The 14,682-nt window shown below is 70.7% G+C and carries 13 protein-coding genes and 1 tRNA gene; 11 read left to right on the forward strand and 3 right to left on the reverse strand.

The genetic code is table 11. The features are described from left to right. Positions 1–475 precede the first annotated feature (475 nt). On the forward strand, positions 476–1,294 hold the full coding sequence (gene aqpZ, locus ACO03V_RS11980) for an aquaporin Z (protein WP_423137743.1): 819 nt from the start codon (positions 476–478) through the stop codon (positions 1,292–1,294). A gap of 132 nt (positions 1,295–1,426) precedes the next feature. After that, positions 1,427–2,161 (forward strand): TetR/AcrR family transcriptional regulator C-terminal domain-containing protein, encoded by a 735-nt coding sequence (locus tag ACO03V_RS11985; RefSeq protein WP_423137744.1) that lies wholly within the window; start codon positions 1,427–1,429, stop codon positions 2,159–2,161. Positions 2,162–2,411: 250 nt separating this feature from the next. On the opposite strand, the gene ACO03V_RS11990 is transcribed toward ACO03V_RS11985, so the two are convergent. Beyond that, positions 2,412–2,482: transfer RNA gene (locus ACO03V_RS11990), tRNA-Gly, on the reverse strand. 129 nt (positions 2,483–2,611) lie between these two features. Between ACO03V_RS11990 and dcd the strand changes: the two genes are divergently transcribed. Next, a complete protein-coding gene (gene dcd / locus ACO03V_RS11995) occupies positions 2,612–3,217 on the forward strand; it encodes a dCTP deaminase (RefSeq protein WP_367728241.1) in 606 nt (201 codons plus the stop codon). 57 nt (positions 3,218–3,274) lie between these two features. Here the strand turns inward: dcd and ACO03V_RS12000 are convergent, their stop codons facing one another. Continuing rightward, positions 3,275–4,012, reverse strand: a complete 738-nt coding sequence (locus ACO03V_RS12000) for a hypothetical protein (protein ID WP_423137745.1) — start codon at positions 4,010–4,012, stop codon at positions 3,275–3,277. Positions 4,013–4,118: 106 nt separating this feature from the next. Between ACO03V_RS12000 and ACO03V_RS12005 the strand changes: the two genes are divergently transcribed. Beyond that, the gene (locus ACO03V_RS12005; protein ID WP_423137746.1) at positions 4,119–4,646 is read left to right on the forward strand and encodes a MarR family winged helix-turn-helix transcriptional regulator; all 528 of its coding nucleotides are present in this window, start codon (positions 4,119–4,121) and stop codon (positions 4,644–4,646) included. Positions 4,647–4,774: 128 nt separating this feature from the next. Here the strand turns inward: ACO03V_RS12005 and ACO03V_RS12010 are convergent, their stop codons facing one another. After that, positions 4,775–6,151 carry an MFS transporter gene (locus ACO03V_RS12010; protein ID WP_423137747.1) on the reverse strand — a complete coding sequence of 459 codons (1,377 nt, stop codon included), beginning with the start codon at positions 6,149–6,151 and terminating at the stop codon, positions 4,775–4,777. Positions 6,152–6,266: 115 nt separating this feature from the next. On the opposite strand from ACO03V_RS12010, the gene ACO03V_RS12015 reads away from it, so the two are divergent. From ACO03V_RS12015 to ACO03V_RS12045, 7 genes are all read left to right on the forward strand, one after another. Continuing rightward, positions 6,267–8,021, forward strand: a complete 1,755-nt coding sequence (locus ACO03V_RS12015) for a DEAD/DEAH box helicase (protein ID WP_423137748.1) — start codon at positions 6,267–6,269, stop codon at positions 8,019–8,021. A 425-nt stretch (positions 8,022–8,446) separates the two neighbouring features. After that, positions 8,447–10,321 carry a molecular chaperone DnaK gene (dnaK, locus tag ACO03V_RS12020; protein WP_367728258.1) on the forward strand — a complete coding sequence of 625 codons (1,875 nt, stop codon included), beginning with the start codon at positions 8,447–8,449 and terminating at the stop codon, positions 10,319–10,321. A gap of 10 nt (positions 10,322–10,331) precedes the next feature. After that, on the forward strand, positions 10,332–10,943 hold the full coding sequence (locus ACO03V_RS12025) for a nucleotide exchange factor GrpE (protein ID WP_367728261.1): 612 nt from the start codon (positions 10,332–10,334) through the stop codon (positions 10,941–10,943). 8 nt (positions 10,944–10,951) lie between these two features. Then, positions 10,952–11,947 carry a DnaJ C-terminal domain-containing protein gene (locus tag ACO03V_RS12030; protein WP_367728265.1) on the forward strand — a complete coding sequence of 332 codons (996 nt, stop codon included), beginning with the start codon at positions 10,952–10,954 and terminating at the stop codon, positions 11,945–11,947. A 75-nt stretch (positions 11,948–12,022) separates the two neighbouring features. Further along, positions 12,023–12,466, forward strand: coding sequence for a heat shock protein transcriptional repressor HspR (locus ACO03V_RS12035; protein WP_367728267.1), 444 nt, complete (start codon positions 12,023–12,025; stop codon positions 12,464–12,466). A 113-nt stretch (positions 12,467–12,579) separates the two neighbouring features. Next, the gene (locus tag ACO03V_RS12040; protein WP_423137749.1) at positions 12,580–13,869 is read left to right on the forward strand and encodes a sensor domain-containing protein; all 1,290 of its coding nucleotides are present in this window, start codon (positions 12,580–12,582) and stop codon (positions 13,867–13,869) included. 22 nt (positions 13,870–13,891) lie between these two features. Next, a complete protein-coding gene (locus tag ACO03V_RS12045; protein ID WP_367728280.1) occupies positions 13,892–14,581 on the forward strand; it encodes a response regulator transcription factor in 690 nt (229 codons plus the stop codon). The last annotated feature ends 101 nt before the right edge of the window (positions 14,582–14,682 follow it).

A 14,682-nucleotide genomic window follows, 5' to 3' on the forward strand; every position in this document is an offset into this window, starting at 1 on the left:
GCCGCGATACCCGCGACCTTGCCCACCACACCATCAGCGATCGTCGTCTTGCCCGCGGCAGGGGCCTCCGAGCCGCGTCCGCCGAGCGGACGGTTCACGCGCGAGGCGGCCTGGGGAACGTTCTGGGCAGCGGGGGTGGAGGCGTTCTCAGCCATGGTCGAAGTCCTTTCGAGTGTGTTGACCCGGCGAACCGGGGCGGCCCGTCGGCCGGTACTTACAAGACGTACCGGCCCGTCGAAACGTCACGCGGGGCTTGCGCAGTTTGTCCGAATGTGTATGAACACGCATACGCTTACGCCGTATACATCAGAGCTGGAGCGGGAGTCAACAGTTCCTGCGCGTTGCGTCGAACGGCCATCCTGTCTCTCATGCGGCAGGCGGAACTCGCCCTCGTCTGTCGTCCAGGCCTGCAGGCGCGGGCCTCCCCTGAACACGACGCCGGAGTGCATCCCGGCCTTCGAGAGGACCCCGCCACATGGGCAAGAAGAAGCACGCGAAGCAGGAGCAGGAGCCGGTCGCCGTCGCGGACTCCACCGTCGAGCAGCGGAAGCAGAACGCCTCCGAGTGGTCGTCCCTCGCCCGTTACGGGGCGGAGGCCTTCGGGACATTCCTCCTCGTGCTCGGAGGCGTCGGCACGGCCGTCTTCGCCGCGAACTTCCCCGCCGCCGACGACAACCAGGCGGGTGTCGGCTTCCTCGGGGTCGCGCTCGCGTTCGGCCTCACGCTCGTCGCGGGGATCGCTGCTGTGGGCCACATCTCCGGCGGTCATTTCAACCCGGCGGTGACGCTCGGGCTCCTGGCCGCGGGCCGGACCGATGCGCGCCATGTGCCGGGCTACATCCTCGCCCAGCTCGTCGGCGGTATCGCCGCCTCCAGCGTCATCGCGCTGATCTTGACGGGGAAGGACGGCGGGTTCGCGGCCGCTCAGGACGCCGGCTTCGCCAGCAACGGGTTCGGCGAGGGAAGCCCCGGAGGCTTCGGACTCGCGGCGGTCTTCATCGCGGAGGCCGTGCTGACGGGTATCTTCGTCGCCGTCATCCTCTCGATCACCGCGAAGAAGGAGTACGTCACCTTCGCCCCGATCGGCATTGGTCTGGCGCTGACCCTCATCCACCTCATCAGCATCCCGATCAGCAACACCTCGGTGAACCCCGCACGCTCGGTCGCCGCCGCGGTCTACGGCGGTGCGCTGCCGGTCTCGCAGTTGTGGGTGTTCATCGTCGCCCCGATCCTCGGAGCGGCCGTCGCCGGGCTCATCGTTCGCGCCCTCGGGCGCCGCACCGTCGCCGTCTGACCCGCCGCCGGTCGTCCGGCGGTGCGCAGCGCGGGGGTCCGGTGGTTCGTGGGGGAGCCACCGGGCCCTCGCCCACAGGCAATGCGCGTCGTCGATTCACGCGCCTGATCGACCGGAACGAGAGGAGCGATGGTGGCCGATCACGACGCACGGGGGGTGCACGGGCAGCCTCTGCCGAGACTGAGCCGCGATGTCGTCATCCGGTACGCCCTCGCTCAGATCGATGAGGGAGGGCTGTTCGGGTTGTCGATGCGGAACCTCGCGAAGACGCTCCGCGTCGAGGCGATGTCGCTCTACCGGTACGTCAACGGTCGAGAGGACCTCCTCGAAGGCATTGTCGACCTGCTCCTGCACGACCTCACCCCCGCGATGAGGGACGCGCAGCGCGGGCAGTGGCAGCGGTTCTTCCAGGTCACGGCCCACGAGGTGCGACGCATCGCCATCGACCACCCCCGGGCGTTCCCGCTCGTCGCGACGCGACATCCGGCCGCCCCCTGGCTGCGGCCTCCGCTGCGCAGCGTGGAGGTCGTCGAGATCTTCCTCGGGACGTTGATCGAGTACGGCTTCACCGATCAGCAGGCCGTGGATGCCTATCGGTCCTTCAGCAGCTTCCTCCTCGGTCAGCTGCTGCTCGAGTCCGCCGTCCGCGGTGCCGACACGTCCCCGGACGACGAGCCCCTCGACGAGGGCGGGGCGGACGTGCCGCAGCGGGACGGGACCCGGCGGCTGGTCGACCTCCCACACGTGTCCCGGCTCCGCGACCTGCTCAGCGAGGACCGCGCGGAGGAGGAGTTCGAGGTGACGCTCGAGGCCCTCCTCGATCGCCTCGATCACGAGTTGTCGCGGGACGGCGGACGCGCGCGCTAGGCGACGACTCGGAGCAGGTCGAGTCGGTCCTCCGAGACTCTGTCGGGATGCCCCGTGTAGACGAGATACGACAAGCCGGCGATGCCGGCATGTCGGACCTTTGAGGGGCTGACGGGAATCGTCCCCACCGCCCCTCCACACGCCGCTGCGCGGCGTGCGGAGCCTCCGGCGGCGTGGGCCCACCCAAGGGTTCGATCCGCAACAACACGAAAGCCCTCCCGAGCGGCTGAAGCCGCCCGTGAGGGCTTTGAGGGGCTGACGGGAATCGAACCCGCGCTGTCTGCTTGGGAAGCAGAAGTTCTGCCATTGAACTACAGCCCCGGATGCCTCGCGGCAACCCGCCCAGCATAACAGCGACGGGGTGGCATCCATCGTCCGGATCGCGTGCGGCCCGGAACGACCGGGTGAAGACGCCGAACGCGCCCGGCCGTGCGCCCCTAGGCTGGGGGCGTGCTGCTCTCCGATCACGACATCCGGGCCGAGCTCGACGCGGGACGCCTGGGCCTCGACCCCCTCGACCCGGCCATGGTGCAGCCCTCGAGCGTGGACGTGCGGCTGGACCGGTACTTCCGGCTGTTCGACAACCACAAGTACCCCTTCATCGACCCGGCCGAGGATCAGCCCGAGCTCACGCGACTGATCGAGGTCGATCCGGACGAGCCGTTCATCCTCCACCCGGGCGAGTTCGCCCTCGGGTCCACGTACGAGCGCGTGTCGCTTCCCGACGACATCGCCGCCCGACTGGAGGGCAAGTCGTCGCTGGGGCGACTCGGTCTGCTCACCCACTCCACGGCGGGGTTCATCGACCCCGGCTTCACCGGGCACGTGACCCTGGAGCTGTCGAACGTCGCGACGCTCCCCATCAAGCTGTGGCCGGGGATGAAGATCGGGCAGGTCTGCTACTTCCGGCTCAGCTCGCCGGCCGACAACCCTTACGGGTCCGGTCCTTACGGCAACCGGTACCAGGGGCAGCGCGGGCCGACGGCCTCGCGTTCCGCGCTCAACTTCCACCGCACCGACGTCGGTGCGAGCGACGCCGGCTCCGTCGGACGCTGACCGGACCACGACGCGGCGGGCTCCCGAGGGACACCCGCCGCATCGTGTTCTCGGGGATCACTCGGATGCCGCGGACTCACGGCCGCGGCTGAACCCGGCGTCGAAGCCGCGCTCGTAAGCGCTCTCCGCCGCCCGCTGCCCGCGGCCGTGGCGCTGCCCGCGATCGTGCCGGTGGCCGTTCTCGTGGCACGGACCGCGGCCGTGCGAGCCGCGGTGCTCGTGGCGCTGGCGCCCGCGCCCGTGCTCGTCGTCGCCGCCGTCGTCGAACCGGGGTCCGCCGAAGCCGTGGCGCTCACCGGGGCCGAACCCCGGCCCGAACCCGCGGCCGGCGCCGGGTCCGAACGGACCGGGGCCGAAGCCGAATCCACGGGGTCCGCGTCCGCGGGGTCCGCGGGCGGCTTCGTCCTCGTCGAGACCGAGGGCTGAGGAGACCACGTCGAGGGCGGCGGTGAGACGTTCGATCTCCTCCGCGGGGACCTCGGCGAGAAGCGCCTGCTTGTCGGCATCCATCCGTTCGAGGACCTCGCGGCCCTCGTCCGTCAGCGTCCAGCCGTCGTCGGCGGGGGCGATCCATCCCCGGTCGGCGAGGGCGCTGAGGCGCTTGCCGCCGCGGGCGATGCGGTCGCTGATCCACGGGGCGTCGATACGCCCGTCGATCACGGAGAGGACCAGGACGGTCTTCGGGTGCAGGCCGCTGTCGCGCAGCTGCGCGAAGAGGCGGTGGTGCAGCGCGTGGCCGACCGTCGTGAGGCGGTGGGCGAGGCTGCGGGGATCTGTCGGTGCAGAGGTGTTCATGGGAGTCCTTTCGTCGGCGGGCTGTCCGCCGTTACATGTCATGTGACAACGGATGTACTCTGACATGTATTTCGAATGCTTGTCAAGCGACATGTAAAATCCGAGGGTGACCACCGACCCCGCCGACGAGATCGCGGCAGCCCTCGGCCGCCTGCGCGGACGCCGCCCGCGGCCGCCGTTCGCCGCCGACGACCGCGACCCGCGCGAGCACGGCCCCGGCCACGCGCACGGCCACCACGGCGGACCGTGGGGACGCGGCGCGCCGCCCTGGGCGGACCCCGCGCACGGACGCTTCGGCGGACCGGCGCGCCTGCGCATGCTCGACGCCCTCCTCGCGGCCGGCGATGCGTTGTCGGTGGGCGCGATCGCCGAGGCGGTCGGCGTCGATCAGCCGCGCGCCTCCCGCCTGGTGCAGCAGGCGGTGCAGATGGGGTTGATCGAACGCGAGCCCGATCCGGACGACGCCCGCCGCACCCGTGTGCGCCTCACCCCCGAGGGGGAGCGTCTCGTCTCCCGGGTGCGGGGGAGGAGGATGGATGCCGTGCGCTCCGCGCTCGACTCCTTCACCGATGCCGAGCGCGCCGAGCTCGCCCGTCTGCTCTTGAAGCTCGCCGACTCCTGGCCGCGGGACTGAGCCCGCGGCATCCGGAATCCGCCTCGAGACCACACGTTCGGCGCGAGATCACACGGTCGAAGCCGTCGGGATCGCGTGATCTCGCGCGGAACGTGTGATTCTGGCGAGGACGAACCCGGGCCCGGGGCTCAGCGGATGACGGCCGGACGCGCCGCCACGGGCAGGAGCAGGGCGAGGCCCGCGGCGAGCACGAGGACGATGCCGAGGATGCCCAGCCGGGTATCGCCGGTGGTCGCGACGAACAGCGCGAACAGGCCGGGGGCGAGGAACGACACCGCGCGGCCCGTCGTGGCGTAGAGGCCGAACATCTCGCCCTCCCGTCCCTCGGGGGCGACGCGGGCGAGGAAGGAACGGCTCGCGGACTGCACCGGTCCGACGAACATCGTCAGGACGAGGCCGGCCACCCAGAACGCCGCCTGCGACGTGCCGATGAAGAGCACGGCCGTCCCCGCGACGATGAGCCCCGTCAGGGCGAAGACGATGACGCGCTTCGGCCCGAAGCGGTCGTCCAGCCGGCCCGACACCATCGTGCTGATCCCGGCGACGACGTTGGCGGCCACGGCGAAGTAGAGGACCTCGGTTGAGGAGAACCCGAACACCTGGGCGGCGATGATGGCGCCGAAGGTGAACACGCCGGCGAGACCGTCGCGGAAGACCGCACTCGCCAGCAGGAACATCAGCACCTGACGGCTGTCGCGCCAGAGGGAGCGGAGCGTGCCCCACAGCACGACGTAGGACTGCAGGAAGCCGACGCGGACGCGACGCTCCTGCGCGGGGATCTCGGGCACGCGCACGAGCACCGGGATGGCGAAGGCCGCGAACCACACGGCGGAGGCGAGGACGGCGAGCCGGATGTTGAGGCCGCCTTCCTCCGTCACGGCGAGGAGACCGCCCGTCGCGGGGTCGCCGAAGCTCTGGATGAACAGCACCAGCAGGACGAGCAGCAGGACGATCCCGCCCACGTATCCCATGCCCCAGCCGAAGCCGGACACGCGCCCGATGTTCTCGCGGGTCGACACCTGGGTGAGCATCGCGTAATAGTTGACGCTCGCGAACTCGAAGAACACGTTGCCCACGGCGAGCAGCGTCGCCCCCAGAACGAGGAGCTTCGGCGTGCCCTCCACGAAGACCATCGCCGCCATCGCGAGGACGACGACACCGGTGTTGACGCCCAGCCACAGCTTGCGGCGGCCGGTGCCGTCGGAGCGCTGACCCAGCACCGGAGCGAGCACGGCGACGGCGATGCCGGCGATCATGAGGGCGACGCCGACGGTGCTGGCGTTCTGCGCGAGGGCCCGGACGAGCGCGGGATCGTCGGGGTCGCCGCCCGCGGCCGCGACCACGGCGGGGTCGACGAAGAGCGAGCTGGCCAGGTAGGTGCTGAAGACGAACGTCGTGACGACCGCGTTGAAGGCGGCGGATCCCCAGTCCCACAGAGCCCACGCGAGGACGGGGTGTCGGGCGGGCGTCGACGGCGTCGGGCCGGGGGAACTGTTGTCGGTCACGCGCGGATCCTTCGATGAGCGCCCGGGCGTCCGGGAGGGGGGCTGCGACCGCAACGGCGCACCGCTCACGCTAGTGGTGCCGACGCCGCGACGCGCGGCGAAGTACCGTGGACCCATGGCATCCGATTCCCCCGTCGACTCCGTCGAGTCCGACACCGCCCCCGCCCAGCTCACCTTCGCCGATCTGGGACTGGATGCCGCCGTGCTCAAGGCCCTGAAGGACGTCGGCTACGAGACCCCCTCCGCCATCCAGGCGGCCACGATCCCGGTGCTGCTGCAGGGCCGCGACGTCGTCGGTCTCGCCCAGACCGGAACCGGCAAGACCGCGGCCTTCGCGCTGCCGGTGCTGTCGCAGATGGAGACCGGCCACAAGAATCCGCAGGCTCTCGTGCTCGCCCCCACCCGCGAGCTCGCCCTTCAGGTGTGCGAGGCGTTCGAGAAGTACGCCGCGCACATCAAGGGCGTCTCGGTGCTGCCCGTCTACGGCGGTCAGGGCTACGGCCAGCAGCTGTCGGCCCTCCGCCGCGGCGTCGACGTGATCGTCGGCACGCCCGGGCGCATCATGGATCACCTCGACAAGGGCACCCTCGACCTGAGCGAGCTGAAGTTCCTCGTGCTCGACGAGGCCGACGAGATGCTCAAGATGGGCTTCGCCGAGGACGTCGAGACGATCCTCGCCGACACCCCCTCGACCAAGCAGGTCGCGCTGTTCTCGGCCACGATGCCGGCGCAGATCCGCCGCATCTCGGCGCAGTACCTCAACGACCCCGAAGAGATCACGGTCAAGACCAAGACCACGACCTCGGCGAACATCACCCAGCGCTACCTGGTGGTCTCGTACCAGCAGAAGATCGACGCGCTCACGCGCATCCTCGAGGTCGAGAACTTCGAGGGCATGATCGTCTTCACCCGCACGAAGAACGAGACCGAGACGGTCGCCGAGAAGCTGCGCGCCCGCGGCTACACGGCCGCCGCCATCAACGGCGACATCGCCCAGGTGCAGCGAGAGCGCACGGTCAACCAGCTCAAGTCGGGCAAGCTCGACATCCTCGTCGCCACCGACGTCGCCGCCCGCGGCCTCGACGTCGAGCGCATCAGCCACGTCGTCAACTACGACCTGCCGATCGACACCGAGTCGTACGTGCACCGCATCGGCCGCACGGGCCGCGCCGGTCGCACCGGCGACGCCATCAGCTTCGTCACCCCGCGCGAGCGCCGCATGCTCACCGCGATCGAGAAGGCCACGCGCCAGCCGCTGACCGAGATGTCGCTGCCCAGCGTCGACGACGTCAACGCCACACGCCTGACCCGCTTCGACGACGCCATCACCGCCGCCCTCGAGGACACCGCCGCGATCGCGACCTTCCGCGACGTCGTCGCGCACTACGTCGAGCACCACGATGTGCCCGAGGCCGACGTGGCCGCGGCCCTCGCCGTGGTCGCGCAGGGCGACACGCCGCTGCTGCTCGAGGAGGAGACGATCCAGCAGCCGCGGTTCGACCGCGATCGCTCGGACCGCCCCTCGCGCGACGGCGGCTCCCGCGACGGCGGCACGCGCGAGCGCCGCGAGAGCAACGGCCGGTTCGCCACCTACCGCATCGCCGTCGGCCGCCGTCAGCGGGTCGAGCCGCGCCAGATCGTCGGCGCGCTCGCGAACGAGGGCGGTCTGCGCCGCAACGACTTCGGGGCGATCCAGATCCGCCAGGACTTCTCACTCGTCGAACTGCCCGTGGATCTCCCGCGCGACACGATCGACCGTCTCGCCGACACCCGCATCTCGGGCCAGCTCATCGACCTGCGCCTGGACCAGGGCGGCCGTTCCGCCAAGCGCAGCGACCGGCCGCAGCGCCGTCCGCGCGATCGCGACTGAGGTCGCGGCATCCCGTCGACGCCCCCGGGCCCCCTTCGGGCCGGGGGCGTCGTCGTGTGCCGGGGTGCGTCGGGGCGTCGCGCGGCGGGGCGGCGTGTGCCGCGAGCGTCGCGTACCGGAGGCGTCGTGTACCGGGGGCGTCGCGTGGCGGGGGCGTCGCGTGCCGGGGGCGTCGCGTGGCGGGGGGGGCGGGTGTGCGCGAGTGGCCCCGGGGCGCCGTGCGTGGCCCCGGGGCCACTTCGGCGACCCGGATCAGATGGAAGGGATGCCGCGGAAGTTGAGCCAATTCATATCAACTCTCCTTGACCGCTCGGCGGGCCTGCGATAACGTTGAGTCATCGCGGCTCAACTCGGTTCGAGTCGCCGAAGACTTCGCAGCAACCAGGAGCCGTGGTGATCCCCGGCTCGGATCAAGGAGAAGACACATGCCTCGTGCAGTGGGAATCGACCTGGGTACCACCAACTCGGTCGTGAGCGTCCTCGAGGGCGGCGAGCCCAAGGTCATCGCGAACGCGGAGGGCTTCCGCACCACCCCGTCGGTGGTCGCGTACACGAAGGACGGCGAGGTGCTCGTCGGCGAGACCGCCAAGCGCCAGGCCGTCACCAACGTCGACCGCACCATCTCCAGCGTGAAGCGCCACATGGGCACCACCTGGACCTTCGACGTCGACGGCAAGAAGTGGACGCCGCAGGAGATCTCGGCCCGCATCCTCCAGAAGCTGAAGCGCGACGCCGAGGAGTACCTGGGCGACAGCGTCACCGACGCCGTCATCACCGTGCCGGCGTACTTCAACGACGCCGAGCGTCAGGCCACCAAGGAGGCCGGTGAGATCGCGGGCCTCAACGTCCTGCGCATCATCAACGAGCCGACCGCCGCGGCCCTCGCCTACGGCCTCGACAAGGGCAAGGAGGACGAGCTCATCCTCGTCTTCGACCTCGGTGGTGGAACGTTCGACGTCTCGCTGCTCGAGGTGGGCAAGGACGACGACTTCTCGACCATCCAGGTGCGCGCCACCGCCGGTGACAACCGCCTCGGTGGAGACGACTGGGACCAGCGCGTCGTCGACTACCTGATCAAGCAGTTCAAGGACACGACCGGCGTCGACGTCTCCGGCGACAAGATCGCCCTGCAGCGCCTCAAGGAGGCCGCGGAGCAGGCGAAGAAGGAGCTCTCGAGCTCCACGTCGACGAGCATCAACCTCCCCTACCTGTCGCTGACGGACTCCGGTCCCGTCTCGCTGTCGGAGACCCTGTCGCGCGCCAAGTTCGAGGACCTGACCAAGGACCTGCTCGACCGCACCCGCAAGCCCTTCTCGGATGTCATCCGCGAGGCCGGCGTCAAGGTCGAGGACATCGCCCACGTCGTGCTCGTCGGTGGTTCGACCCGCATGCCCGCGGTCGCCGAGCTGGTCAAGAAGGAGACCGGCAAGGATGCCAACAAGGGCGTGAACCCGGACGAGGTCGTCGCCGTCGGCGCCGCCCTGCAGGCCGGTGTCCTGAAGGGCGAGCGCAAGGACGTCCTCCTCATCGACGTCACCCCGCTGAGCCTCGGCATCGAGACCAAGGGCGGCATCATGACCAAGCTCATCGAGCGCAACACGGCCATCCCGACCAAGCGCAGCGAGACCTTCACCACCGCCGACGACAACCAGCCGTCGGTCGCGATCCAGGTCTTCCAGGGCGAGCGCGAGTTCACCCGCGACAACAAGCCGCTCGGCACCTTCGAGCTGACCGGCATCGCACCGGCTCCCCGTGGCATCCCGCAGGTCGAGGTCACCTTCGACATCGACGCGAACGGCATCGTCCACGTGTCCGCGAAGGACAAGGGCACCGGCAAGGAGCAGTCGATGACCATCACGGGCGGCTCGTCGCTGCCCAAGGAGGACATCGAGCGCATGGTCCGCGAGGCCGAGGAGAACGCGGCCGAGGACAAGAAGCGCCGCGAGTCCGCCGAGACCCGCAACCAGGCCGAGACGCTGTCGTACTCCGTCGACAAGCTGATCAAGGACAACGACGACAAGCTGCCCGAGGAGGTCAAGACCTCGGTGCAGGCCGACGTCGACGCCCTCAAGTCGGCCCTCGCCGGCGACGACGACGACGCGGTCAAGACCGCGTTCGACAAGCTCAACGCCAGCCAGAGCCAGATCGGCGAGGCCATCTACAAGTCGTCGCAGGCCCAGGGCGAGCCGGCCGACCCCAACGTCGGCCAGCCCGGCAACGGCGAGACGCCGAACCCTGAGGAAGACGTCATCGACGCCGAGGTCGTCGACGACGAGCCCCAGCAGGACGACAAGAAGTAAGCGATAGGACATGGCACACAAGGACGACGAACAGCCCCAGGGCTCGGGCGCCGGTCCTGACGAGACGGGGCCGGAGGAGAACACCTCCGGCCCCGCGCCGTCGGACCCGCAGTCCGCGACCGAGGGGGATGACGACGGTCTGACCGTCGACGACATCCTGGGCGCAGAGCAGACGCCGGAGGCGGCGGCCGAGGACGGGACCGACCCCGAGTCGACGCTGCTGACCGACCTCAAGCGCGTGCAGGCCGAGTACGCCAACTACCGTCGGCGCACCGAGGAGCAGCGCGAGCGTGAGATCGAGCGCGCCAAGGGCGAGGCCGTGAAGGGCCTGCTGCCGGTGATGGACGACCTCGACCGCGCCGAGAAGCACGGCGACCTCGTCGAGGGCACGCCGTTCGCGGCCATCGGCGGCAAGATCCGTGCCGTCGCCGAGCGCCTGGGTGTGGTGTCGTACGGCACCGCGGGCGAGCCGTTCGACCCGCAGCAGCACGAGGCGATCTTCCAGGCTCCAACCCCCGGCGTGACCGTGGCCACCGTGCTCGAGGTCGTCGAGGTCGGCTACCGCCTCGGCTCGACGGAGCTGCGACCCGCCAAGGTCGTCGTCGCCGTCCCCGCCGAGTAGGAGGATCCATGGCGAGTCAGGACTGGTTCGACAAGGACTTCTACAAGGTCCTCGGCGTCGAGAAGGACGTGAGCGCGGCCGATCTCAAGAAGACGTACCGCAAGCTCGCGCGCCAGTACCACCCCGACTCGAACCCGGGTGACGTCAAGGCCGAGGCGAAGTTCAAGGAGATCAGCGAGGCCTACTCCGTCCTGAACGACCCGGAGCAGCGGGAGGAGTACGACCAGATCCGCGCGATGGGGTCGGGCGCCCGCTTCTCCGCGGGGGGCCAGGGCGCCGGCGGCGGCTTCGAGGACGTGTTCAGCAGGTTCGGGCAGAGCCGCGGAGGCGGCTCCGGTCCGATGCCGGGCGGTTTCGACGACTTCTTCTCGGTGTTCGAGCAGCAAGGGACGGGCTTCGGCTCCGGCCGGTTCGGCCAGACCAGCGGCGGCTACCGCGGGTTCGGCGGGCCGCAGCGCGGTGCCGACGTCACGGCGCGGACGACGATCGACTTCGTCACCGCCGCCAAGGGCGAGACGATCACCCTGCAGGGCGAGGACAACAAGCCTTTCAAGGTGAAGATCCCTGCCGGCGTCGCGGACGGACAGAAGATCCGGCTGCGCGGTCGCGGCCGGCCCTCGCCCGACGGGGGAGAGGCCGGCGACATCGTCGTGACCGTCGCCGTCCGTCCCCACCCCGTGTTCGCCCGCGACGGGGTCAACCTGCGCGTGACCGTCCCGGTGACGTTCACCGAGGCCGCGCTCGGCGCGACCATCGAGGTCCCCACCCTGGGCGGAGAGCCGGTCCGGCTGCGCGTCGCACCCGGTACGCCGTCGGGGCGGGTCCTGCGTGTGAAGGGCAGAGGCATCCAGACCACCAAGGCGACCGGCGACCTGCTCGCCGAGGTCCAGGTCGCGGTGCCCGCCCACCTCGACGACGCGGCCCGCGAGGCGCTCGAGCGCTTCCACGCGCTCGAGCCCAAGGAGAACCCGCGCGCGGACCTGATGTCCAAAGCGCGTTCGTGACACCGCGGCTCCTGGCATCCGGGATGATCGGATGCCAGGAGCCCGTGCCCCATCGGAGCGACGAGAGGAGAAGACGTGTCCGACAGAGAGATCGACGAGGACGCGCCGATCTTCGCCATCGCGGTCGCCGCGGAGCTGTCCAACATGCACCCGCAGACCCTCCGACAGTACGACCGGCTCGGACTGGTCGTCCCCGCGCGCACGCAGGGCGGATCGCGTCGGTACTCCAGCCGTCACGTGGCCCAGCTGCGCGAGGTCGCCCGCCTGTCCGGCGAGGGCATGAGCCTGCCGGCGATCGCACGGCTTCTCGATCTGGAGCAGCGGGTGCACGAGCTGTCGCGCCGCGTCAGCGAGCTCGAACGGCAGCTCGTCGCCGAGCGCCAGGCGCGCCCCGGTGCCCGCGTCTTCGCGGCCGGAGCCACCGGATCCGTCGTGACCCTCCGCCACGGGGCGCGCGTGCGGCGCGCCACCGACGTCGTCCTCTGGCGGCCGCGGGACCCGTTCGGTCGCGACGACTGAGCCCCGCCGGCCGCCTGCCCGGGTGGGCTCAGGGCAAGAGTGCAGCGCGATGCACCGCAGAGTGAGGACCCCTCCCTCGGGCGCGCCCGTGCGCGCGGCCTAGCGTCGTCCGTGTGCCCGCCCCGAACGACGTCACCCGCCTGCGCGCGTTCACGCGTCGCGTGAGCCAGGCGCCGCTCCTCCTGCTCTACCGGCTGACCAGCATCCTGCTCGCGACCTGGGGTGCCGCCACGCTCATCGGCCTCATCACGCTGCCGCTCGTCCCGCTCGTGGCTCAGGCGCTCATCGCGATCGAACGGCGCCGGGGCGCGCTGATCGGACGGCCGATCACCGGGTCGGCAGGTCCTCCGCCGCCGGCGGGTCCGGTCGGGTGGGTGCGCCGGGCCTACCGTCCGGACCGGGCCGGCCGTGTCGCCGCGCTGTACGTCATCACCGTGGTCTTCGGGCTGGTGCAGCTGGCCGTCCTCGCCTATTGCGCGGTCGTGCTGCTGCTCGTCATCGTGCTGCCCGCGGCCGTCTTCCGCTACCACGACGACGTGAAGGCCGCGGGGTCCGGGGTCCAGCCCCCCGAGCCGCTGCCGTTCCCCGGAGGCCCCTTCACGCGGGTCGGGGACTCCGGGTCGCTGACGTTCTGGATGATCACCGGAGTCCTCGTCGTCCTCGTCGGGTGGTATCTGACGGGGGTGCTCGCCCGGGTGCAGGCCCGGGTGGTGCAGCTGCTCCTGTCCACACGCGAGGCGGATCTCGAGACCGCCGTCATCGAGCTGCGCGGCTCGCGCTCCGTTCTCATCACCGCGTTCGAGAGCGATCGGGAGCGCATCGAGCGCGATCTGCACGACGGCGCCCAGCAGCATCTCGTCATGACGACGCTCCGCGTGGGGACGGCGCTGTCGCAGGCGCGTGCACATGAGGGTGAAGAGAAGATGCCCGAGGTCGTGAACCAGCTGGTGAAAGCCCAGGAGAGCGCCGAACTCGCCCTGGCGACACTGCGGCGCACCGTCCTCGGACTGCACAGCGACGTGCTCGTCGACCACGGCCTCACGGCGGCGGTGGAGGAGCTCGCGCAGCGGTCCGTCCTCCCCCTCACCGTGCATTCGGCCCTCGACCGGCGTTTTCGCGCCGACGTCGAGCGCTGCGCCTACTTCACGGTCAGCGAGGCGGTCACGAACACCCTCAAGCACGCGGACGCGAGCGCCATCCGTGTCACGTTGACGACCGAGGGGGACAGCCTCGTGGTGCGCGTCATGGACGACGGCGCCGGAGGCGCGGCGGTCGACGGCGGCCGCGGCATCCGGGGTCTGCGCGAACGCGCCCGGAACCTGGGGGGTACGCTCGCGGTCTCGAGCCCCGTCGGTGGGCCCACCACCCTCACTCTCGAGGTCCCTGCCATCCCCGAGGAGTGACGCGATCGAGAGGTCCCCCCGGATGAACATCGTCGTCGCCGACGACTCGGCCCTGCTGCGCGAGGGCATCTGCTCCCTGCTGACCGGCGCCGGACATGCCGTCACCACGGCGGCGGACGCCACCGCGCTCCTGCGGGTCGTCCGGTCGGGCCCGACGTCGACGGACCTCGTCGTCACGGACGTCCGGATGCCGCCCGGTCACCGCAGCGACGGCGTCGACGCCGCACTGGTCCTGCGACGCGAGTTCCCCGATCTCCCCGTCCTGCTGCTGTCGAACTACGTCGCGAGCGCCTACCTGAACGACCTGTTCGCCCAGAGCAGCCGGTCGCTCGGATACCTGCTGAAGGACCGGATCGGCCGCGTCGACGACTTCCTGCGGAGCATCGAGATCATCGTCGGCGGCGGCACGGTCATCGACCCCGAGATCCTCGCGACCGTCGTCGGACGGCGCACGGGGGGCACGGCCCTGGATGCGCTCACCCCTCGCGAGGGGGAGGTGCTGGCGCTGATCGCGCAGGCGCGGTCCAACACCGAGATCGGCCGGCTCCTGCACCTCAGCGACAGCGCCGTCTCCAAGCACATCGGGTCGATCTTCGCCAAGCTGGGTCTCGACGAGTCCGATCCGGGTCATCGCCGTGTGCGGGCCGTCCTCCTCTACCTGGATGCCGCACGGTCGCGGGACGGCGAGCCGGTGGGGTTCGGCGTGGGGTGACCGTGCCGCCGGGTGTGCGGGCCGCCCGCCCGCCCGCCGGAGGCGCCGCCCGCCGGGTGTGCGGGCCGCCCGCCCCCGTGGCAGTCCGCTGCACCCCGGAG

The organism is Microbacterium sp. HMH0099 (assembly GCF_049384025.1).
GTDB lineage: Bacteria > Actinomycetota > Actinomycetes > Actinomycetales > Microbacteriaceae > Microbacterium.